Below are 21,084 nucleotides of genomic sequence, written 5' to 3' on the forward strand. Positions count from 1 at the left end.
AGAGGTGAACCTCTCCGCGACCGCTCGATTCAACCCAAAACGATTCCGATTTAGGCATCCAACCGGTCGAATTGGACCTTCCCCGCCTTCATCACCAGCGGGATGTGCTCGCCCTGGCCCAGCAGGCAGGCGACGTCGCGCAGCGGATTGCCGTCGACCACCAGCAAGTCGGCGATCGCTTCGGGCGCGATCCGGCCGAGCTTGCCCTCCATGCCGAGCACCTCGGCGCCGATCACCGTCGCGCTGGCGATGACGGCGCGCGGACCGAGAATCTCGGCGCGGATCCGGAATTCGTCGCTCTGGAGACGCTGGGACGGACCGAGCAGGTCGCTGCCAAATCCCATCTTGACGCCGGCGTCGCGATAGATCGCGAGCGAACGAAGGCCCGCGTCGTGGACATCGGCGATCTTGGCAACGCTCTCGGGCGGCAGGCCGTATTGGGCGCCCTCATTGGCGAGCGCCTCGTAGGTGACGAGCGTCGGCACCACATAGGCGCCCTTCTCGGCCATCAGGCGCGCGGTCTTGGCATCGACCAGATTGCCGTGCTCGATGGTGCGCACGCCGCAGCGCACCGCGCGCTCGATGGCGGCGGCGGTGTAGGCATGGGCGAGCACATAGGTCTGGCGCCCGCGCGCCTCCTCGACGATGGCGCGGATCTCGTCCTCGGAGTAGCCGAAGGCACCGACCGGGTCGGTCGGTGACGCAACGCCGCCGGACGCCATGATCTTGATCTGGTCGGCGCCCATCTGCAGTTCTTCGCGCGCCGCCCGGCGCACGCCATCGACACCGTCGGCAACGCGCGCCAGCGCGCCGACACGCACGCAGCAGGGACACGGCGCGTCGCTGGCGAGATAATCCGAACGCGCCCGCATGTCGCCATGCCCGCCGGTCTGGCTCAGTGCGCGGCCGGAGACGAACAGCCGCGGACCGTCGGTGAGGCCGGTCTCGATCGCCTGCTTCATCGCATGGCCGGCGCCGCCGGCGTCGCGGACGGTGGTGAAGCCACGCCGCAGCATGCCGCGCAGCAGCAGCGTCGAGCGCAGCGTTACCAGCACGTTCGGCATGTGCACCTGCTGCGACAGGTTGAGCTCGACCGCCACCGCATGCACATGCAGGTCGATCAGACCGGGCATCAGCGTCTTGCCGTTCAGATCGATGGTGCGATCGGCGGTGACCTGAAGCGGCCGGTCGGAGACCTCCTTGATCACATTGTCCTCGACCAGCACGTGATGTCCTTCGAGCAAATCCGGCTGAAGCGGATCGAGCAGAGCGGCATTCGTGAAGAGGATGCTGGGCATGGCGGTTTCCTGTCCGGTCAGGACTGTGTGAGCAGCGCGGGCAAAGCGAATTGGGCGAATGGGAGACACGCAGCGACATCGTCCGCGCCGTACCAGCCCGCCCCATGCAGCAGGTTGAGCGAGCCGAGCGTGCGCCCGCGCCAGCGCACGGGCATGTTGAGCACGCTCTCGCAGCCGAGCGACGCGATCAACTCATGATCAGCGAACACGTTGCGCAGATCATCCCGGGTGCGGCCGATATAGGCCTCGCCGCGGTCGAGCACCGCCTCGGTCCACGGACCCGGCGCGAGGCGCTTGCGCCCGCCCGTCGGGTAAGGTCCGGGAAGATTGGAATAGATCCGCGCCGCTTCCCCGGTGTCGTCGTCATAGGTCAGGATCGTGAACAACTTGTGCCCGATCGCCGATTTCAAGGCGTCATCCAGCGCCGCGAACAGGGCATTCGGCTGATCCACCCTGCCCTGCGCCGCCGCTACAGCGCAGAGCAGCGGATCGGCTCGGCGTGTCGTCTCCCTCATGCCACTTCGCCCGCGGCAATGTCTTCCAGTGAACGGCCGCGCGTCGGCACGCCCATCACCACGACGGTCAGCGCGCCGATCAGCAGGACGCTGGTGGTAATGCCGAACACGCCGGCAAAGCCGAAATTGGGATAGAGGTAGCCGACCAGGATCGGCGAAATGATCGCGCCGATGCGGCCGATCGCCGAGGCAAGGCCGGCGCCGGTGGTTCGCACCGGCGTCGGAAACACCTCCGCCGTATAGGCATAGACGCCCGCATAGGTGCCGTTCATGAAGAAGGACAGCAAGATACCCGCCACCATGATGTGCTGGTCGCTCTGCGCAAAGGCGAGCCCGAGCGCGCTGGCGCCGCCGAGCACCATGTAGCACGCAATGGTCGCCTGCCGGCCGATCCGCTCGTTGAACCAGGCGGCGCTGAAATAGCCCGGAATCTGCGCGCAATAGATCGCGATCGAATAGGCGAAGCTCTTGGTGATGCTCATGCCGTTCTGAACCAGCAGGCCGGGGATCCAGACGAAGAAGGAATAATAGCTGAAGGTGATCGCGAGCCACATGATCCAGGTCATGATGGTGATGCGCGCCTGGCGGCCGGCGAGCAGCGCGGCGAAATTAGCAAGCAGCGTTCCTCCGGCTGCGGGAGGACTGACCGCATCGACGACCGGCTGCGGCAGCACGCGCCCCTCGCGTGCGAAGCCGGATTCGATCCTGTCGAGCACCGCTTCGGCTTCTTTCGCCCTGCCCCGGCTTTCGAGCCAGCGCGGCGATTCCGGCAGCGCCCTGCGCCACCACAGCAGCATCACGACCGGCACGGCCGTGATCACCAGCACGATGCGCCAGCCGTTCTCATAGGCGGGAACGATGAAGTAGCCGAGCAAGGCGGCGGCGACGAAGCCGAAGGAGAAGAAGCCGGCCAGTGCACCGGTAAAGCTGCCACGGAAGCGCCGCGCCACGAACTCGGCGAGATAGGGCGCGATGATCGCGCTCTCCGCGCCGGTGCCCATGCCGGCAACGACACGGGCGGCAAAGAAGGACGGCCAGCTGTCCACCGCCGCGCTGACGATCGATGCGACACAATAGAGCGCCAGCGCCGACATCATGACCGCGCGGCGGCCGATCAGGTCGCCGAGCGTGCCCGCCAGCAGCGCGCCAAACAGGAAGCCGATATAGGTGCTGCTGCCGAGCACACCGATCTGCACGCTCGTCAGATTCCAGGCGGTGCGCAGCACCGGCAGGATGAACGCCAGCACGGCCGCGTCCATCGCGTCGAACATGTAGCCGAGCCCGCCCATCAACAACAGATGCGTGTGGAAGCGCGCGTATGGCAGGCGCTCGATGCGCGCCGAGATCATCGACATGAAAGTCCCCCTCTGCTGGCGGCCCGGCACTCCGCGGTGGGGAACCATAGACAATGAGATATTATCGTCATAATTTATAATTTTGATCTGTTACATCACTGTGGTGAATGTCCTGTCGTTCCGATCGCTCGACCTCAACCTGCTGAAAGTCTTCGAGGCGCTGATGACCGAGGGCAGCGTCACGCGCGCCGCGAGCGCGCTGACGATGACGCAGCCCGCCGTCAGCAACGCGCTCGCGCGCCTGCGCGCCGCGCTCGGCGATCCCCTGTTCGTCAGGTCCGGCACAGGCATCCGTCCGACCCAGCGCGCCGTGGTGCTATGGGAGCCGATCGGCGAGGCGCTCGAAAGCGTCCGCGGCGCGCTCGACGAGCAGGTGTTCGATCCGCGCCGCGCGCAGACCGAATTCAGCCTGTCGATGTCGGACTACGTCGCCTCGCTGGTGATGCCAAATCTCCTCAATCATTTCGGCAAGGTCGCGCCCAAGGCGCGCGTCCACACCGTTCCCAACACCATTTTGGAGATCGCAGATCAGCTCGAAGACAATCGCGTCGATTGCGTGCTCAGCGTGTACGTCAACGAGGCGCAACAGCCGGCCGCCATCCGCTCGCGCTCGCTGTGGACGGTCGACTACGCCTGTTTCATGCGGCGCGGCCATCCGCTCGCGGCACAAAAGCGGCTGAGCACGCGCAGCTTCCTCGGCGCAGGACATGTCGATGTCAGCCTCGCCGGCAAGACCTTGCCGTCCTACGACCTCTTCCTCGCCTCGCGCGGCCTGTCGCGCAACTTGGTCGCGACCGTCAATCACTACAGCGCCGCCTACGAGGTCGTGCGCCAGTCCGACCTGATCGCCGTGCTGCCGAGCGACCTGCGCTCGCAATCGCGCCACGCGCCGTTCTTGCACGCCATGCCGCTTCCGCTTCGCGCGCCGCCGCGCATCGTCAGCCTGTTCTGGCACCAGCGCAACGACACCGTGCCGGCGCAGCGCTGGCTGCGCGAGACCTTGGTGGGGCTGTTCGCCAAATCCGACTGAAACGCGGCCCCGAGCCCGACACGATCCAAAAAGGAAGCGGTGGGTTTCTCGAAGCCGCATTGTTGCACCAGCCACCGCGGCCTAGCTCCACCGCAAACGATCCCCTCCCACAGTGGACAGGCGCAAGCTGCGCCCACAGAGACCGCAGGCGTGCCGACGATGCGAGCAACCTGGATCGGCTCTGCCATTCCCGCCACTCTTGGAAGACAGCGAAACAGGATGGCGGGTTCGGACATCGTGTAAGCCGGATGGTGTCTGCGCCTCAGAGGAGCGCAGACCTAGGTGCTGGAAGCCGAAGTCAGGCCGTGTCTGCATCCCGGTGCTCCAGATGCTTGCGAACGCGACAGCGGCCGGTTTGGTTCGCGCGATACGATGTGTCACGCTACTTCGGCAAAAGCTATTGACCCGTCCAATGGCTAAGGCAAGATAACCAAACCCACAGTGTGCGCACGCATAACCTTCTCATCGAACACCGCGCTAAGGGTTCAACGGCAAGGGGAGATCATGGGCTTTATCAACATAGGCTACAGCACCTTGCTGGCTAACCATCCAAGCATGACCGACGATTTCAAGACAATGATCAACGGCTCCATAAAGAAATTCCACGACGAACCAGGGCACAAGAATACGTGCGCTTCGAAAATCAGCTGGGCATTCAACCATGTCGACGGTCACTATATCAATTGCGATGGCGACTATGGAAAAGGTGGCGTGCTCGTCAAAAAAGTTCGGTGTCTTATGGACAACGACGGTTGGGAGTATATTTTTTCGACGCTCGATCTTCGGCAGTACCTCAATAACAGGTATGGTTCCGGACAGATGTTTTCGAACACATCCAAAATAGGGAGCCGAAAGGGGGTGATCATCTTTGAACCGACAGACACCAGCACCATCGGTCATACTGACATCTGGGTAGACGGGCAGATACACGATGCTGACTTGTACTTTGGCAGTTGGTATTCGGCAGTGACAAACGACAGGGTCTTTTTTTGGGACCTCAATTCGTAACGCAGTGACGACTGACGCTTCTTGGCGAATGCCCGGCCGGAGGCTGACTTCAAATATTTCTCAAAGGCAACGGCCTGCTGCTCATCCGAGAACGCAACATAAGTCTTGAGCTCCCACCGAGTGAATTTTGACGTGGAGCAACGTCACCAGCATTGTGCTTTTTGAGGCGAGCACGAAGATCGGACGTCAGGCCGACGTGATAGCGTGACAGCCTTCGCTCACTTCACGTCACCTGCACTGATGCTGGCTTGCCTGGCCGTAGCTCGCGAAGCGAGCGAAGGCTGGTGGGGGAGGCAGGACTCGAACCTGCGAAGCCATGAGGCGGCTGATTTACAGTCAGCTCCCTTTGCCACTCGGGACACTCCCCCGCTCGACGGCAGCACAATCGGGCCGGACCTTGCCGGCGGACCGAAGACGGCCATGGAACGTGAAGGCCGCGACAGCCCGGATGGGGGCGCGACCGGGCGCGTTTATGGGCGATGCGGTGGGGCAAAGTCAACCGAGGCGAACAGCTAAAATCGCCCTCGCGGGCACTCAAATTGCCATATTCCGGGACCCGTGACACAAGCGAGCCCATGAAGGATCGAAAATTCGCACCTAGGGGTCCCCGCGGCGGGGCTAAGCCCTTCAACAGGCCCGGGAAATCGGCCGGCCGGCCGGCTTGGCGGGACCGCGATTCGCACTCCGACGGGCCCGTCATCCTCTATGGCTGGCACACCGTCACCATGGCGCTGGCCAATCCTCAGCGCCGGATCCGCAAGCTGACACTGACCGAGAACGCAGCGAAGCGGCTTGCGGACGAGAACATCGCGACCCCAGTCACGCCCGAGATCGTTCGGCCTCAGGAGATCGACCGTCTGCTGTCACCCGACGCCGTGCACCAGGGCCTGCTCGCCGAGGCCGATCCCCTGCCCTCGCCCGATATCGAGACCCTGAAGCAGGAGGGCATGGTGCTGGTGCTCGACCAGATCACCGACCCCCACAATGTCGGCGCCATCCTGCGCTCGGCCGCAGCGTTCGCGGTCAAGGCGATCGTCACCACCGCGCGCCACAGTCCGGAAGCGACCGGCGTGCTGGCGAAGGCCGCCTCCGGCGCGCTCGAATTGGTGCCAATGGTCACCGTGCAAAACCTCGCCCGCGCGCTCACCGCGCTGAACGAGCGCGGCTTCCAGACCGTCGGCCTCGACAGCGAAGGCAGCGAGGACCTCTCGGACGTCGCGTTGCGCGAGCCGCTCGCGCTCGTGTTAGGGGCCGAAGGAAAAGGTTTGCGGCAATTAACCCGCGAGACCTGCAGCGTCGTGGCGCGGCTCGACATGCCCGGCGAGATCAAGAGCCTCAACGTGTCGAATGCCGCCGTGCTCTCGCTCTATGTCGGCGCAAGCCGGCTGGGGCTGATGAAGCGGTAGTGCGTCGCGTTACATCGGAAAGCAAAACGCCCGGCCGCATCGCGCGGACGGGCGTTTCGTAGCTCAACCGATCAGAGATCAGTAATAGCGGCGCAGCACGCGGCGACCGCCGTAGTACGGCGCCGGCGCGTAACGGTGGGCGTAGCCGTAGCGCGGAGCGTGGCCATAGTGCACGCGCGGCAGATAGCCGTAGCGCGGGCCGTAGCCGTAGCGGTACGGACGATAGTACGGGCGGTGATAGGGAGCCACGGCGGCGCGATAGCCGTAACCGTAATTGGCGGGCGCGACGACCGCGTCTTCACGGTAGGTCGGATACGGCGCGAAGGCACCCGGGCCGGTGTAGGTCGGGCCCTGGTTGACGTAGTAATACTGCGTGGTCGGCTCAGCGAGACGCTCATAGGCGGCGCCATAGCCGTAGCCATAGCCGCCGCAGCCGGTGTTGCAGCCGGAATAGACCGGCGCGACCGGCTGGCACGGATCGAAGCCGCAGGCCGCGGCCGGCGCTGCTCCGACGAACATCACGGCAGCCGCCGCGACCAGTCCCGAAATCATCTGACGCATTACTCTCTCCTGTTAATTTCTGTTTGTTGGATTTTGACGTTTCTTAACCCGGCGGCTTGCCGGGGACTTGGACATGCGGCCGCGGTCGCGGAGGCCGCGGACGATCGTTGATCTCGGGCGCGAGGATCACCGGCGGCGGATCGACGGGCACATCCATCTGCGGCGGCAGCGGCGCCGATTGCGCGCCCCAGCTCTGGTGGTAGCTCTCGGCGGGCTTGGGCAATTTGCGGTTCGCGGGCGGCTCGACCTCGAGCCGGCCATAGCCAGGCCGCAGGCCCAGTGTCGGATAATAATGGCCGACATCGTCGGGCTGCCGCTCGGCGATATAGCGTCCGCCATAGATCGTGGGCTGTACCTGCTGGTTCTTGCCCAGGCCCCAGACGCCCTCGACGACGGCATAGGACGCGTCGATATTGTTGATGATGATCGGCACGCCGGGCCGGCCGGGAACGACGACATCGAAGCCGCCGGCAGAAGCCGTCGCAGGCAGTCCGATCAGAAAAGCGGCGAGCGCCACAGCACGCATGAGGAGACCCCGGTTATGCGGCCGCAACCTATCCGATCGCGGCGCAGAGAGGGTTAAGGTCCGCTCACCAACTTCCGGTAAGCCTAATGCGTAAGGATCGCGCGCCGCTCAAATGCTGCAAAGCCGGCTAGCGAAGTGTTAACGGCGCATCGCGCCGCCGCACGGAACCGCGCCGTGCGCTCACATCCGTTTGACCTTCACCTTGCGAAAATCCACCGGTTTCATCGGAACGTCCGGCGCCGCAAGCGTTTAGCCCCCGTCAACAAAATGGGAGCCAACAACCATGAACATCAAACTTCTTGGAGCGACGGCGATTGCGGCGACCATGCTGGCAGGCTCTGCCATGGCGCAGGCCGTCGTCACCAATCCCGGCCGCTGCTCGGCGCAATTCCCCAACGCCAACTGCCAGAATCTCGGCCCTGGAAACCCGTACACCGATCGCGGCTATCGCCACCATCGCCGCGTGTCTTACCGCCAGACCAATGGCGATTGGAATAACGACTGGAACAGGAGCCGCACCGGTTTCTGGCCGACTGACGTCGCGGCCGGCGTAGCCGGCGCCGCAATCGGCACCGCTGGCGCGATTGCCTCAGCGCCGTTCCGCGCCTGGGACAATTCCTATGCCTACGACAATTCGTGGGACAGCCGTGGCTGGGACACCCGCACCTACGCCCAGCGTAACGGCTTCGTCTGTACGCCCGGCACCTGGTTCAAGGGCGAAGATGGACGCCGGCACATCTGCCAGTAAGGCAATCTAAATCGATGCGAGAGATCAGGCGGCCCCGAGGGCCGCCTGATTCATGTCGGCGGCGACGACCTTCGGGTTCTGGCACTTTCCGATCAAGTCTGGTATTGCGGCGCGCACGGGTGGACAGCCCCGGCCCATGCCGGCCCTGCCCGCGTCTTTCAGGCGTCGCCGGCTTAGCTCAGCGGTAGAGCAGCGGTTTTGTAAACCGAAGGTCGGGGGTTCAATCCCCTCAGCCGGCACCACCTTCTGACGCCATCAGCTCGAGCGCTTCGCAGCGCTGCCTTGCTGGAAGTGCTCGGCACCTGTGATCTCCACCCAGCCATGTTTCGACTGCTCGAATACCGATCTGACCGGCGCCGGGAAGTCCGGATCCGCGATCGCGCCAACGGCAACAGCGATCATCCCAGGCAGATGATCGGCTTGCCAATAGACCGTTGAGCCGCAGTCAGGACAGAAATAGCTGCGGACCTTGCCGCCGCTTGCGGCGGTCCGAACGTAAAGCTTTGACGCTCCAGAAATCGTGACGGTCTCTGCGGCGTAGAAAACACCGACACCGAACGGCGCGCCGGTCCGTCGCTGGCAGTCGAGGCAATGACAGGCGACGACCAGCTGCGATGGTCCCGGAAGCGACAACGAAAGCGCACCGCAGCTGCATCTGGCATCGATCATCGATTTGCTCTCCCCTCTGGACGGATGCGAATTGAAAAGGCGGCGCCATCGCTCACCCTCCGTCATTGCGAGGAGCGCTTGCGACGAAGCAATCCAGACTGCCTCCGCGGAAAGACTCTGGATTGCTTCGCTGCGCTCGCAATGACGCGCTTGAGGAGGCGGCCTCGTCTCATCTCCAAACGCGTCGCTGCGCGTCCGGGACACGACGGCTCACTCCGTCCCGGCCTCGAACGCCAGCAGCACGTTGCCGGCGACGCCGCTCCATTGGCCGTAGCCGGAATTGGTGTAGAGCATGCCGCCGGCGATGACGGGCCCGGGGCCGTCGATCGCACCGCCATGGGCGGGGACGCTGTTCACCGCCTTGAAATCCTGTGCGGTGTCGAACTCCCACAAGAGCTTGCCGTCGGTGGCGTAGGCGCGCAGGAAGCCGCTGACGCCACCGGAGAATACGACGCCCGGGATCAGGCTCACCGCCGCCGAGAGCGCTGGGCTACATTGCGGGCGGTCGCCGCAGGCGACCGGCGGCACCTCCATCACGACTTTCCCGCTGGCGAGATCGAGGCCGAACAGGCCGCCGCCTTGTGTGGAATCGAGTTGCCGCGTGCCGTCGCGCTTGAAGCGCACGTCGGAGTTGGCGACATAGATGCGCTCCCCGTCCGCGGCCGAGCCCCATTCGCTGCCGCCGAGCGAACCGCCCTTGCCGATCCGGGTCTGCCACAGGATCTTGCCGCCGTCGTCCGGATCGAGCGCGTGCACGACGCCGGACTTCTGCGCGATGGCGAGCACGCGCCTGCCGTCGCGCAAGGTTGCTAGGATCGGCGACTGGCCGAAATCGTGATCGGGCCCGTGCTCCTCGGGACAATTGGTCTTGTCGGCAGTGAAGCAGGCGACGACGAAGGCGTCCTTGGGCGTGGCCTGCTGTTTCCAGAGCAGCTTGCCGGTCGCGAGCTCGAACGCCAGGATTGCATCGGCGGTCGCGGCCGGCGGATTCGAATAGGAATTGCTCGTCGCGACATAGACCGCGTTGCGCTTGGCATCGATCGTCGGCGCCGACCAGATCGCGGCGCCGGACGGACCGAACAGCTGCGTGCCCCTGGCATTCTTGCCGGTCGGATGCGGCACTTCCGGAATCGTATAGGCCTGCCAGATCGTCTTGCCGGTCGCGGCGTCCAGCGCCACCACGCTGCCGCGGAAGGTGCAGCATTCGTAACTGGCTTGCGAGCCCGCGGCCTCCTCGATCGAGGACACCGGCACGTAGAGCACGCCGGCATGCAGCGTCGGCGCGCCGGTGATGCGCGCGGCCGCATGTTCCTCCACCTTCGTCTTCCAGATCAACGCGCCGGTCAGCGCGTTCACGGCATAGGCGTTGGCACGCAAATCTCCGAAGAAGATCGCGAACTGATCGGAGCCCGGAAGCGGTGCAAAGCTGACCGCGGCACGCACCGCCGCGTCAAGCGCCAACGTCCACAGCGTGCAGCCGCTTCGCGCGTCGAGCGCGTGCACCGTGCGATCGGGACCGCCGATGAACAGCAAGCCGCCGACAATGGTCGGCGGCGCAAAGGACACCGAGCTCCCCGGAAACGCATAAGCCCATTTCAACCGCAAATGCGGCACCTGCGCCGCGGTCAGCCCGGCCATGTCGGCCGGCTGGAAGCGGCTGTTGCCGGCATCGACGCCCCATCCGTTCCAGCGCGGACCGTCGAGGGCTTGCGGAAAGCCGCTCACCTGCTGCGCGCAGCGGCCGTCCGCGTCGGCTGCAACACCGTCAGCCGCGATCTTGCCGGTGACGAAAGACGCTATCGCGCGGCGTTCGGCGTCGCTGCGGTCCTTTGCCATCGCCGCCATGCTGCCGGAGGTCAACGCCCCCAGCACATGGTCGAACGACATCGCCTGCAGTGCGACGCGACCCGGCACGCGGGCCTGCGCATCGCCGTCGTGGCATTGCGCGCAATGCGTTGCATACAGCGCGGCCCCGTCCTGCTGCGCCAGCGCCGGCGCGCTGCACCAGATCAACAGCGCGGCCAGGACAGCACGTACGCTCATGGTGGGCTCCGGCAGGTCACCGCGATACGAGATCGCGACACAACCCAAAGTCTATCGCCGGGGAGATTGCGGAGGCAATGGGCGTTGCACCCCGCTTCTGTCACTCATCCGTGGCCATGCGGTCGCGATCCGGCAACTCGTCCAGCCGCCACAGTCCGAGGCTCTTGTCGCGCCAGCCGCCGTCACCCTCCTCGCACCGCTCGTTGATCAACTCCCGCGGCGCGGGCCAGTCGAACGGCGCCTTCGTCATGTTGAGCGCGCGCCAGTCGCCGTCCTCGCAATCGTAATTGTTCTCGACTTCCGGAAACGTCGTGGCGAGCAGGAATTGCGCGCCGCTTTCGCGAAAACGGGCGGTGACGCGGGCGATGTTCTGAAAACTCAGATGCACCAGACAGTCCCGGCACAGGATCAGATCGGCGCGCGGCAGGGCATCGCGCGTGATATCGGCAGCCAGGAATCGGCCGGCCAGTTCGCCCCTCGCCACACGCCGGTTGTTGGCCGCGATCAGCGACGGCACGATGTCGATGCCGATATAGTCGAGATCGAGCTTGATGCGGCCGATCCAGCCGGCATCGCCGCAGGGCGCATCGAGCAGCGAGCGCGCGCCGAGCCGTTGCGACAGCGGCGGCAGCGCGTCCCGGATCGCGGCGGTGGCCGGATCCTCCGAGCCGAGGCCCGACACCGAGCCGGCGGCGCCCCAGAGATTGGTCCGCTCGATCCGCTCGAACCGCGCAGTGAGATCGAGGCCCGCGAAATTGTCGCGATCGGCGACGAAGCGTTCGTGGGCCAGCACGGGGGGACGATTGGCGATCATGTGATGGGCGCGAGTCCAAATTCCGACGCGGGACATTATACAGCGAACTCCGCCGGTGCCGTTACGGCCATCGTGATGACGGCCCTGTCGTCCGTCATCGCATCGGCATTTCTGCTGGCGCTATAGACGGCATGAGCGACCCGAATACAGGACCGCATCGGAACCAAGGGCGTGCGTCGTTCGTTCTCGATCCATGCGGATCCGGGAAGAAAACCGAAACATGTTTCTGCTGGCGACGGTGACGCTGTGCTGCGGCGCCGTGGCCGGCACATTGACGCTGCTCGAGCCGGTATTTCAGCCGGCCTCCGACCGGCTGGTCGCCGAGCGGGCGGTGATCGACGTGACCCGGATATCGGATCAGACACCGGTCCGGGTGGTGGGCGCGCCGTTCGAGCCCAACGTCAACCCGCGCCAGCGATAGCGCTTAGCGCGGCGATGCCTCCGTGCCCTCCTCGGGCCGGCCATGGGCACGCGCCAATTCCTCCGCGAACGCGATCACCTCCGCCCGCTTGTCGGGCGGTAGCGACAGGAACGCACGGATGAGCCTCAGGCCCGCCACTTCGTCCGACCGTTCTTTTCTGGAATCCATGCGCCTAATGTCGGGCGACCGGGAAAAATATGCAATCCCCTTGCTGACGACCTTGATTCGGCGCAGCCGCTTTGCTGGAATGGGGCACCGCTGAGGTGGACCATGAAGTGGATCAGGGAGCGCGACGCACTAATCGCGCAGACGATGGCCTTCGTTCAATCGGTGACCGGCAGGAAGGATGACCTCCTTGGGCCGGACGCGCCGTCGGATTCTTCGGCGGCAACCGTCGCGGTCGAGGCCGTCATGGTCGAGATCAAGCCGCCACAGCCCCCTCCGCAGCCTCAGCTCATCCAGCTTTCGCCGCAGCGGGCGATCGGTGACTTCCGCACCGAGATGCAAGCCCGCATCGCCAATTTCCGCAAGCATCAAGAGCGGTTCGAGCGCGAGCGCGAGGAATATTGTGCCGAAACCCTGACCAAATTGCGCGCCGCCCTCCGCGACGCCCCCGGCCCACTGGCCAAAAAGTAAGACCGCCTCCCGTCAGAGGGCCTACAGCCAAGACCTACAGCCAAGACCTACAGCCAAGACCAAACCAGCCAAAGATTAGCCGCGCAGGCGCCGAATAGCGCCAGCGTCAGCGGCAGGAGCATGTGCCCGCAGGAGGTCTTCAGGTCGCTCGTCATGGCGGAAAACATCCGCTGATTCCGCCGAATGAGTCCCAGGGATTCTTTTTTTCGCGATTCAGGACTCGTTAAGGACTCAGGCCCCGGCAGCCTCGATCACGGTCCCGTGATCGCCACTCACCTGGAACCCGTCGGCATATAAGGTCGTTAACGGGCTTTCCGGGAGCGGGAAGAGATGCCCTACGCCTTGTTTTGCAACGATGCCCAGATCAGCAAGGCATACCCGAGCGAATCCGACATCTGGCAGCTCGCGCAGCGGAGCGGCCTGGTCGTGGACGTCAGCGCCGACGAGGACCGTCCAGGGCCGCGCCGGGTGCTCGACAATGATTACGAGATCAAGCCCTGCCGGGCCGCCCAGGGCGAGGACCCTGCCAAGAACAAGGCCGAGGCCGAGCGCCAGTCCAGGATTGAGCTCGAGCTGAATTCCTGAGGGGCTGCCGGTGGAAGCCGCAGAGTGATCAGGGCGTTGCGGTTGCCAGCGAGGCCTGCTCACCAGCCAGTGCCACGCAGGCTTTGCGGCGATGCAGCCCGCGGATCGCGCCGGTGACCTTCAGCACCTTGCCCGACGGACAGGACGCGTCCTTGACGAAAGCCACCTCGTAAGGTGCCAGCATCAGAGGCTCGGTTTTGAGGATTGTCTGTGCAGAGCACGGCAGGCAGAAAAAGCACGAGAGCACCACTGCCGACACCAAGATACGCATGTCCGTCGTCCCACCAGCCCGGTAATTCTCATATAACGCGTTCCGGAGCGCGAGTTCCGTAAGCGGCAAAAATTATTTTTGCTTTACCCGAGACCCATGACGCGCGTGAGAAGGCGCGCGCCGGAATGTTCGTTTGCAAATGACGCGCCAGATGGTTCACGCATTGCAAATGCCGGGCTGCCCGACCGGGCGCCGGGGGACAAACGAAAGGCCGGCGGAGCCGGCCTTTGCTAGAAGCGTGATCGCGATGGAAGGGTCAGTAGCGCGAGGCCGCCGGACCGCCCCAGCCGAAGCGGTAGTTCACACCGACCTTGACGGTATGCTCGTCCTCCCGGCCGCGAACGCCGACGACGTCGGCGGGACCGGAGGTGAAGGTGGTGCTGCCGAAATTATAATACTGGTACTCGGCCTTGGCGGACCAGTTCGGCGCGAACATGTATTCGAGGCCGGCGCCGACGGTGTAGCCGTCCTTGCTGTTACCGGTCGCGGTGAAGGCCTGCGGCACGCCGGCGATGTTGACGCCGAGATTGTTGTTACGCCAGGCGTAACCGCCCTTGGCGTAAAGCAGCGTCGGTCCCCAGGTGTAGCCGATCCGGCCGGTCACCGATCCGATCTGATCGGTGTTGGAGGTCACCTGCGTGCCCAGCGGGAACGTGACACCGTTGTTGTTGGTCGGCAGCCAGGAATACTGGGCCTCGATACCCACCACCCAATTGGGGGCGAACTGATAGTCGAAGCCGCCCTGCACGCCGCCCATGAAGCGGGCGTCGCTGGACTGGAAGCTGCTGTCGCCGGCAAACGCGCCGCCGACATGACCGCCGATGTAGAAACCGGTCCAGTTATAGATCACCTGCGGCGGCGTATAGGCCGGCGCCTTGGTGTAGGTGCGCGGCTGCATGTCCGCGGCTGCAGCCGGCGCGGCCAGCGCAAGCAAAGCGGCTGCAGCCAGCAAAATCGATTTCATGATCATCCCCGTTCTTTCATTAACGACACTCAGGAAACAACGTGGCGTGAATTGGGTTGCTTCGCGGCGATGCCGGAACGCTGATCGTTCGTTACTGTGACGGGGTGGCAACATCGCGATTTTGTTCCATCCGCCGCCCCGCGCCTGACTGTTTTTGTCGCCTGCGCAGGGCCTGCCGTAGCAATTGGTCGCAAGACAAAACCGCCCCGTTCAAAGCTCGCCGAAATGTGATCCAACCGCTCCGGCGATCATCGTTCTAGCACCACGCCATGAAGGCGGGCTTTGCGCTATCGCGTCATCTTTTCGAGTTCCGGAAAGGATACGTAAACCGCGCCGGCACAGAGCTCGCTGGTCCGGTCGACGACGCGGTCCGCTCGTCCGTTGACGAAGATCACAGCGCGTTCCCGCATGGCCTTGTAGCTGCCATCGGTCTCGCGCGGGGTGAAGTGCAGACAGCTCACATACATTTGCCGACCGCCGACTTCGCGCTGGACCGGCTCGGCCATGCTGGCCTCGCGCACGCCGACCGGATTGTTCAGATAGGTGCGCATCAGGGCCAGCGTGTCGCTGCGGAAATTGTCGGGAAACGGTTGCGGCCCTCCAGCCTGGGTCCCGCCGATGAAGGTTGGACGGTCACCATCGCTGCCGAAACAGGCCGCAAGCGCCAGCGGCAAGGCCAGGATCAATGCCGGACGCACAGTATGTTTCGCCAATCGCCCCACAGGTCACGCTCTCCGCTCGATCAGACTCGGAGACGTTCTAGCCGCTAGGTTGTGCAAAGGGAATTCCGTCCGCGGGGCCTTGCGAAGAACGCACCGTCCCGCCGCCGGCGTCTAGCGCTTTCGCGCAAGGCGCCGAGACGGCGGGATGGCCCTGAAGTCCTGGCGCGGCGGCGGGGCAATGCTTGGGATGCCGCCGCGCGCAGGATCAGTCGTTAGCTGCGCTTCTCGGTGGTCGCCGGCTTGGTCAGGTCCGGCTGCGCCTTCAGCGACTTCTTCGACGACAGATGCTTGTGGTGATGGCGATGCGTGCGCACGGCCTTGTGCTCGTCCGGCGTGACCGCCGCGTTCGCATTCATCGCCTTCGACTTGGTATCCACCTTGGCGTTGGCCTTGACGTCGGCCGGCTTGACGGCGGCGTCCGGTTTTGCGGCGGTGGTGGACGCCTTGGTCTGGCTCTGGTCCGCCTTGATGACAGGGGCGGTCGTGGTGGTCTTGCCGGCCTCGGCGGCGAAGGCCGGGGCTGCGATCACGGAAGCTGCGAGCAAGGCTGCGGAAATGGTCTTCAGCATGGTGGTCTCCTCTTGGAAGGATCTCGAGGCGGCGCCCTCTCGCCTACCCTTCGATCGTAGGTCGGAGCCTAGCGGCGGCGCACTGAACCCAATCTGAAGCCCCTTGCAGGCTTCCGTTCATCTCGATGACAAGTTTGTCATCTGCGCCAGGGCGAATGGATCGTGCGATGCGGGAATGTTTTGGCGAGACGGGTGTTCCGGTCTTCGGGCAATCGTGTAGGATCGCCACGTTCCATACGGGAGAATTTAGATGCGCAAACTCGCAATGCTTGTCATGCCGGGACTGGTTGCCATGTCGCTGGCGGCCGCACCGGTGCTGTCCAGCGCCTATGCCGCCGGCGGTGACGAGCCCTCGTCGCCGCCGAAGTCGGACTCCTCGACCAAGAAGGGCAAGAAGAAGAGCTCTTCCGTCAGCGATCCCAAATTCCTCGCCGCCTATCGCACCGCTTACACTGCGATCTACGACAACCACGACTATGCCGGCGCGATCGGTCAGTTGAAGTCGCTGGCGCGCGACGACGTCGCCGACGTCGCCAATCTGATCGGCTACTCCTATCGCAAGCTCGGCGACTACCAATCGTCGAAGGTCTATTACGAGCTGGCGCTGAAGGACGATCCGAACCACGTTCGCACTTGGCAGTATTACGGCTTCTGGCAGCTCGAGCAGGGCAACCGCGAACAGGCGCAGTATCATCTGAACAAGATCGCCTCGCTCGCCGGCACCGACAGCTCCGAATATCGCTCGCTTGCGGCCGCGCTCGACAAGCCGACCGGCGCGACGCTGGTCTACTGAAGCCATCGCAACTTCGAACAGAGTCAACGGGCATAACCTTCGGGTTGTGCCCGTTCCGCTTTCTCGGCTAGCCTCTCGCACCAACCTTCCCCGCAAATCGGTGTGCAATGGATAAATGGCTGCGATCCGCGATCGACTACATCGGACCCTGGATTGAATTCCAACTGACGACAATCCAGCAGCCAGGCGTCGTCGTTGCGTTCGCCCATCGCGGCGAGATCGTCGCCGAGCATGCGTTCGGCCTCGCCAATCTCGACACCGGCGAGAAGCTCACCCCGCGCCACCGCTGCCGGATCGCCTCCCATTCCAAGAGCTTCACCTCGACCGGCATCATGAAGCTGCGCGAGCAGCGCAAGCTCCGGCTCGACGACACGGTCGGCCAATATGTCAGCGGCCTGCATCCGCGCGTCGCCGAGACCACGATCGCACAAGCGCTGTCGCACAGCGCGGGGCTGACGCGCGACGGCGTCGATTCCGGCCAGTTCATCGACCGCCGCCCCTATCTCGCCGCGAAGGAACTGCTCGCGGAATTGAAGCTGCCGACCGCGATCGAGCCCGGCACCCGCTTCAAATATTCCAATCACGGCTTTGGCCTGCTCGGCCTCGTGATCGAGGCGATTGCGAAGGAGCCCTACTCCGTCTGGATCAAGCACGAAATCATCGAGCCCGCAGGGCTTCGCGAGACCGAGCCGGACGCGCCGCTTCCGAAAGGCGCGCCGTTCGCGCGCGGCCACACGCGCAAAGTGCCGCTGGGCGAGCGCTGCGTGATCCCCGGCGACAATCCCACCAACGCGATGGCGTCCGCGACGGGCTTCGCCGCCACTGCCGCCGACACCGCCCGCTTTTTCGCGCAGCTCGCGCCCAATGCGAAGAAGAGCCTGCTGTCGGCCGCAAGTCGCCGCGAGATGACGCGCCACCATTGGCGCATCCCGCAGAGCTTCGAGGGCTATTACGGCCTCGGCGTCAACGCCGGCAGGACCGACGGCTGGGACTGGTTCGGCCATGGTGGCGGCTTCCAGGGCTATATCTCGCGAACCTGCGCGATCCCGGACTGCGAGCTTTCGATCAGCATCCTCAGCAACTCGATCGACGGTGGGGCACCGTTCTGGATGGACGGCGCGATGCAGATCCTGCGCGTCTTCAAGACCCGCGGCGCACCCGACCATCGCCTGCGCGACTGGGCCGGCCGCTGGTGGACGATCTGGGGCGCGACCGACCTCGTCCCAGCGGGCAACCGCGTGCTGGTCGCCAATCCGCAGTTCAACAATCCGTTCATGGATGCCGCCGAGATCGAGGTTACCGGCCGCGACACCGGCAAGCTCGTCTGGGCGGCCGGCTATTCCAGCCATGGCGAGCCGGTGCGCCGGATCCGCGACAAGCGCGGCAAGGTCGGTGACATCTGGATCGCCGGCGCCAACGTCAAGCCTGCGAGCGTGGTGGCCAAGGAGATCGCACGTCGCTATCCGCCGCGCAAACGGAGGCCTACTCCCTGATCAGCGCCTCGACCTCGCTGCGAAACGCCTGCCGCGAACTACCTTGCGAATAGAACATGTGGCCGCCGGGATAGACGACGAACTTGACTCGCTGCGTCGCGAAGGCCGGCATCTGGTCGAGCACCCGCTTCGATCCGAAATAGGGCGTGGCAAGGTCGAACAGGCCGTGCGCGACCAGCACGTTCAGCTTGGCGTCGGTGGCAAGGATCTGGCGCAGCTCGGAGACCGATTGCGGCGGGTTGATGCCATGGCCGAAATCCCAGTGACCTTCCACAGTGCCGTTCAGGACCTCGTAGGAGCCGTCGGGCTTCCAGTTGAGCTTGCGCGAGAGCACGTCGACCGCGGCGCTCGTCAGCGGCGCCTGGAGCGCATCGCCCGAGGGGTCGCCGAACCGCGAGCTGCTCGAATCCGGGTAGGGATCGAAGCCGCGCACGGAGCCGTCGTAGCGTCCCGTCACCTTGCCGTTCTTGCGGTCGAGCTCGCGGCGGAACTCACCGACGTCGAAGCGCCCAGCGAGGCGGCGGCTCACCGCCTGGTCGATGCCGGTGAGCGCGGCGACCTTGTCGGCAAGACGATTGGTCGCCTCCTTGTCCGCCTCGCCCTTGACGAGGTCGGCCAGAAATTCGCCGCGCGCATAGGCCTCGACGTCGGCGAGATCGGCGCGCTTGACCGGCCCTTTGGCTTCGCGCGCCACCGCCACATAGCTCGGCAGCGTCGCGACATATTGCAGGAGGCTGGTGCCGGCGAACTCGCGGAAGTCCAAGAGCGGCGACACCAGGATCAAGCCCCTGACGCCGACGCCGTGCTGGATCTGCAACTGCCGCACCACCTTCGGCCCGCGGATGCCGCCATAGCTCTCGCCCGCAACGTATTTCGGCGAGGTCAGCCGGTCGTGCTTTTCCAGCCAGCGGCGGATCACGAGCGCGATCGCGTTGACGTCGCCGTCGACGGAATAGAACGACTTGCGCGCGTCTTCGCCGCTCGCGACGAAGCGGCTGTAGCCGGTGCTGACGGGATCGATGAAGACGAGATCGGTGAAGTCGAGCCAGGTCTCGGCGTTCGGCTTCACCTCGGGCGGGGCCGACGGCGACAGCGCATCCCCATCGAGCGGCAGTCGCCATGGACCGGCCGCGCCGAACTGGAGCCACGCCGAGGACGCGCCGGGTCCGCCGTTGAATAGGAACGTGACCGGGCGCGTGGCGCGGTCGGCGCCGTCGAGCTGATAGGACGTATAGGCGATGTCGGCCAGCGGCTCGCCCTTGCCGTCGAAGACGCGAATGGAGCCGGCCGTCGCAGCGAAGTTGAGGGTGCGGCCGGGCAACTCCAGCGTCTGCTTCGTGGTCGTATCCGGCGGGAGACGGTGCGGCTCGGACGCCGACGGAGAAGCCGGCGTCGCACCTTGCGCATTGCCGGCGCGTCCGCCCTTCTGTCCCGCCGGCGCTGCCGCCTCGGAGCGCGGCTGCGGCGGATCGTCCGCGCGCGCAACGCTCGCCAGCGCGACCGCAGACACGGCCAGCACGAGCCCGGTTCGTCGCAGCGTCGGCAAGATCATGACCATGATCGTTCTCCCTGCCCGGCTGTCATAGCCGAAACGCACCGAAGCTAGCGCGGAATTGCGACGGTTTGCGGGACCACCGGCGATGGCGCAATCCCCGCCGAGCTCAAATCAACCCGTTTTGTTCTCCGGATCGACCATCACCCGTTTGCCTTGGGAGGCGGTCATCCTCGACAATGGAGGTCTACCTCGTATAGACGAGCCCGGCGGAACTTCCTCCAGCCAGGCCGTGCCCGACAAGCCATGACCAAGCCCAAGCGATACGACCGGATCGCCTTCGTCGCCAGCCCGAGCAGTGAGGCGCAGGCCGCCTTCGGCCAGCTCACCAGGGACTATGGCAATTGCGACCCCAAGGAGGCCGATATCGTGGTCGCCCTCGGCGGCGACGGACTGATGCTGCAGACGCTGCACCAGAACATGCACTCCGGAAAGCCGATCTACGGCATGCATCGCGGCACCGTCGGCTTCCTGATGAACGAATACTCGACGCACGATCTGCGCGCGCGGCTCGAGGCGGCACATGAATCCGAGATCAATCCGCTTCTGATGCGCGCGACCGACGTCAACGACCGCGTCCACCTGCACCACGCCATCAACGAGGTCGCCCTGTTCCGGCAGACCTACCAGGCGGCGCGCCTGCGGATCATGATCGACGAGCGTGAGCGCATGCCCGAGCTGATCGCCGACGGCATCATGGTGGCAACGCCGGCCGGCTCCACCGCCTACAATCTGTCCGCGCAGGGACCGATCCTGCCGATCAACGCGGCGCTGCTGGCGCTCACCCCGATCAGCGCCTTCCGCCCGCGGCGCTGGCGCGGCGCCCTGCTGCCCAACACGGCCTATGTCGTCATCGAGGTGCTGGAGGGCGACAAGCGACCGGTGGCAGCGGTCGCCGACCACGACGAAGTGCGCGACGTTCGCCGTGTCGAGGTCTTGTCCGACAAGACCATCTCGATGCGCATGCTGTTCGACCCCGGTCACAGCCTGGAAGAGCGCATCCTGCGCGAGCAGTTCGGCTACTAGAACCGCCCCCGGCCCGCCGCCGCGGCTTCGGTCGCAACCCTTCGTTAACCCCCGCCACGATATGGTTAACGAAGGTTGA

At 64.9% G+C, this 21,084-nt stretch carries 24 protein-coding genes, 2 tRNA genes and 1 pseudogene; 11 read left to right on the forward strand and 16 right to left on the reverse strand.

Features of this window, described 5'->3' with window-relative positions:
• Positions 1–50 precede the first annotated feature (50 nt).
• From XH84_RS37910 to XH84_RS37920, 3 genes are read right to left on the reverse strand one after another with little or no spacing between them, the layout of a single operon-like run.
• A complete protein-coding gene (locus XH84_RS37910) occupies positions 51–1,298 on the reverse strand; it encodes a metal-dependent hydrolase family protein (protein WP_128919540.1) in 1,248 nt (415 codons plus the stop codon).
• Positions 1,299–1,315: 17 nt separating this feature from the next.
• Positions 1,316–1,813, reverse strand: a complete 498-nt coding sequence (locus XH84_RS37915) for a GAF domain-containing protein (protein WP_128919539.1) — start codon at positions 1,811–1,813, stop codon at positions 1,316–1,318.
• Positions 1,810–3,168, reverse strand: coding sequence for an MFS transporter (locus tag XH84_RS37920; RefSeq protein ID WP_128919538.1), 1,359 nt, complete (start codon positions 3,166–3,168; stop codon positions 1,810–1,812). The genes XH84_RS37915 and XH84_RS37920 overlap by 4 nt, the downstream gene beginning before the upstream one ends.
• A gap of 100 nt (positions 3,169–3,268) precedes the next feature.
• Here XH84_RS37920 and XH84_RS37925 point away from each other — a divergent pair, with 100 nt between their 5' ends.
• A complete protein-coding gene (locus XH84_RS37925; protein ID WP_283811998.1) occupies positions 3,269–4,198 on the forward strand; it encodes a LysR family transcriptional regulator in 930 nt (309 codons plus the stop codon).
• Positions 4,199–4,774: 576 nt separating this feature from the next.
• The gene (locus XH84_RS42010) at positions 4,775–5,206 is read left to right on the forward strand and encodes a T6SS effector amidase Tae4 family protein (protein WP_430642022.1); all 432 of its coding nucleotides are present in this window, start codon (positions 4,775–4,777) and stop codon (positions 5,204–5,206) included.
• Positions 5,207–5,220: 14 nt separating this feature from the next.
• Here the strand turns inward: XH84_RS42010 and XH84_RS41285 are convergent.
• Positions 5,221–5,417, reverse strand: a pseudogene (locus tag XH84_RS41285) (GIY-YIG nuclease family protein); the annotation flags it as partial.
• 71 nt (positions 5,418–5,488) lie between these two features.
• Positions 5,489–5,574: transfer RNA gene (locus tag XH84_RS37940), tRNA-Tyr, on the reverse strand.
• Positions 5,575–5,781: 207 nt separating this feature from the next.
• Here XH84_RS37940 and rlmB point away from each other — a divergent pair.
• Complete coding sequence (gene rlmB, locus XH84_RS37945) at positions 5,782–6,612, forward strand: 23S rRNA (guanosine(2251)-2'-O)-methyltransferase RlmB (protein WP_164936270.1); 831 nt, start codon at positions 5,782–5,784, stop codon at positions 6,610–6,612.
• Positions 6,613–6,690: 78 nt separating this feature from the next.
• On the opposite strand, the gene XH84_RS37950 is transcribed toward rlmB, so the two are convergent.
• Positions 6,691–7,173 (reverse strand): hypothetical protein, encoded by a 483-nt coding sequence (locus tag XH84_RS37950; protein ID WP_128919535.1) that lies wholly within the window; start codon positions 7,171–7,173, stop codon positions 6,691–6,693.
• A gap of 43 nt (positions 7,174–7,216) precedes the next feature.
• Positions 7,217–7,699 (reverse strand): hypothetical protein, encoded by a 483-nt coding sequence (locus XH84_RS37955; protein WP_128919534.1) that lies wholly within the window; start codon positions 7,697–7,699, stop codon positions 7,217–7,219.
• A 283-nt stretch (positions 7,700–7,982) separates the two neighbouring features.
• Here XH84_RS37955 and XH84_RS37960 point away from each other — a divergent pair, with 283 nt between their 5' ends.
• Positions 7,983–8,447: a hypothetical protein gene (locus XH84_RS37960; protein ID WP_128919533.1), complete on the forward strand. Its 465-nt coding sequence runs from the start codon at positions 7,983–7,985 to the stop codon at positions 8,445–8,447.
• Positions 8,448–8,614: 167 nt separating this feature from the next.
• Positions 8,615–8,689: transfer RNA gene (locus XH84_RS37965), tRNA-Thr, on the forward strand.
• A 13-nt stretch (positions 8,690–8,702) separates the two neighbouring features.
• On the opposite strand, the gene XH84_RS37970 is transcribed toward XH84_RS37965, so the two are convergent.
• The 3 genes from XH84_RS37970 to XH84_RS37980 form a co-directional block, all read right to left on the reverse strand.
• The gene (locus XH84_RS37970; protein WP_128919677.1) at positions 8,703–9,116 is read right to left on the reverse strand and encodes a GFA family protein; all 414 of its coding nucleotides are present in this window, start codon (positions 9,114–9,116) and stop codon (positions 8,703–8,705) included.
• 210 nt (positions 9,117–9,326) lie between these two features.
• Entirely contained in the window at positions 9,327–11,159 is a 1,833-nt protein-coding gene (locus tag XH84_RS37975) for an outer membrane protein assembly factor BamB family protein (RefSeq protein WP_128919532.1), read from the reverse strand.
• Between the two features lie 100 nt (positions 11,160–11,259).
• Entirely contained in the window at positions 11,260–11,973 is a 714-nt protein-coding gene (locus XH84_RS37980) for a class I SAM-dependent methyltransferase (protein WP_128919531.1), read from the reverse strand.
• 220 nt (positions 11,974–12,193) lie between these two features.
• On the opposite strand from XH84_RS37980, the gene XH84_RS37985 reads away from it, so the two are divergent.
• Complete coding sequence (locus XH84_RS37985; RefSeq protein WP_181769323.1) at positions 12,194–12,394, forward strand: hypothetical protein; 201 nt, start codon at positions 12,194–12,196, stop codon at positions 12,392–12,394.
• Between the two features lie 3 nt (positions 12,395–12,397).
• Here the strand turns inward: XH84_RS37985 and XH84_RS40270 are convergent, their stop codons facing one another.
• Complete coding sequence (locus XH84_RS40270; RefSeq protein WP_164936269.1) at positions 12,398–12,562, reverse strand: hypothetical protein; 165 nt, start codon at positions 12,560–12,562, stop codon at positions 12,398–12,400.
• A 243-nt stretch (positions 12,563–12,805) separates the two neighbouring features.
• Here XH84_RS40270 and XH84_RS41735 point away from each other — a divergent pair, with 243 nt between their 5' ends.
• Together XH84_RS41735 and XH84_RS37995 are read left to right on the forward strand one after the other, a co-directional pair.
• Positions 12,806–13,030 carry a hypothetical protein gene (locus XH84_RS41735; protein WP_347338751.1) on the forward strand — a complete coding sequence of 75 codons (225 nt, stop codon included), beginning with the start codon at positions 12,806–12,808 and terminating at the stop codon, positions 13,028–13,030.
• 330 nt (positions 13,031–13,360) lie between these two features.
• A complete protein-coding gene (locus XH84_RS37995; protein ID WP_128919528.1) occupies positions 13,361–13,615 on the forward strand; it encodes a hypothetical protein in 255 nt (84 codons plus the stop codon).
• Between the two features lie 28 nt (positions 13,616–13,643).
• On the opposite strand, the gene XH84_RS41740 is transcribed toward XH84_RS37995, so the two are convergent.
• The 4 genes from XH84_RS41740 to XH84_RS38015 all read right to left on the reverse strand — a co-directional run bounded on the left by XH84_RS41740 (position 13,644) and on the right by XH84_RS38015 (position 16,141).
• A complete protein-coding gene (locus tag XH84_RS41740; protein ID WP_128919527.1) occupies positions 13,644–13,886 on the reverse strand; it encodes a DUF6719 family protein in 243 nt (80 codons plus the stop codon).
• 256 nt (positions 13,887–14,142) lie between these two features.
• Positions 14,143–14,850, reverse strand: a complete 708-nt coding sequence (locus XH84_RS38005) for an outer membrane protein (protein WP_164936268.1) — start codon at positions 14,848–14,850, stop codon at positions 14,143–14,145.
• A gap of 287 nt (positions 14,851–15,137) precedes the next feature.
• Positions 15,138–15,572, reverse strand: a complete 435-nt coding sequence (locus XH84_RS38010; RefSeq protein WP_181769321.1) for a hypothetical protein — start codon at positions 15,570–15,572, stop codon at positions 15,138–15,140.
• A gap of 212 nt (positions 15,573–15,784) precedes the next feature.
• Positions 15,785–16,141, reverse strand: a complete 357-nt coding sequence (locus XH84_RS38015) for a His-rich protein BRANT (RefSeq protein ID WP_128919525.1) — start codon at positions 16,139–16,141, stop codon at positions 15,785–15,787.
• 250 nt (positions 16,142–16,391) lie between these two features.
• Between XH84_RS38015 and XH84_RS38020 the strand changes: the two genes are divergently transcribed.
• Both XH84_RS38020 and XH84_RS38025 read left to right on the forward strand, forming a co-directional pair.
• Positions 16,392–16,934 (forward strand): tetratricopeptide repeat protein, encoded by a 543-nt coding sequence (locus XH84_RS38020; RefSeq protein WP_128919524.1) that lies wholly within the window; start codon positions 16,392–16,394, stop codon positions 16,932–16,934.
• Between the two features lie 107 nt (positions 16,935–17,041).
• The gene (locus XH84_RS38025) at positions 17,042–18,427 is read left to right on the forward strand and encodes a serine hydrolase domain-containing protein (protein ID WP_128919523.1); all 1,386 of its coding nucleotides are present in this window, start codon (positions 17,042–17,044) and stop codon (positions 18,425–18,427) included.
• Here XH84_RS38025 and XH84_RS38030 read toward each other — a convergent pair.
• Positions 18,417–19,985, reverse strand: coding sequence for a S10 family peptidase (locus tag XH84_RS38030; RefSeq protein WP_128919522.1), 1,569 nt, complete (start codon positions 19,983–19,985; stop codon positions 18,417–18,419). The genes XH84_RS38025 and XH84_RS38030 overlap by 11 nt on opposite strands.
• Positions 19,986–20,225: 240 nt before the next feature.
• Between XH84_RS38030 and XH84_RS38035 the strand changes: the two genes are divergently transcribed.
• Complete coding sequence (locus XH84_RS38035; RefSeq protein ID WP_128919521.1) at positions 20,226–21,005, forward strand: NAD kinase; 780 nt, start codon at positions 20,226–20,228, stop codon at positions 21,003–21,005.
• Positions 21,006–21,084 lie beyond the last annotated feature (79 nt).

The organism is Bradyrhizobium nanningense, assembly GCF_004114535.1.
In the GTDB taxonomy this organism is placed as follows: domain Bacteria; phylum Pseudomonadota; class Alphaproteobacteria; order Rhizobiales; family Xanthobacteraceae; genus Bradyrhizobium; species Bradyrhizobium nanningense.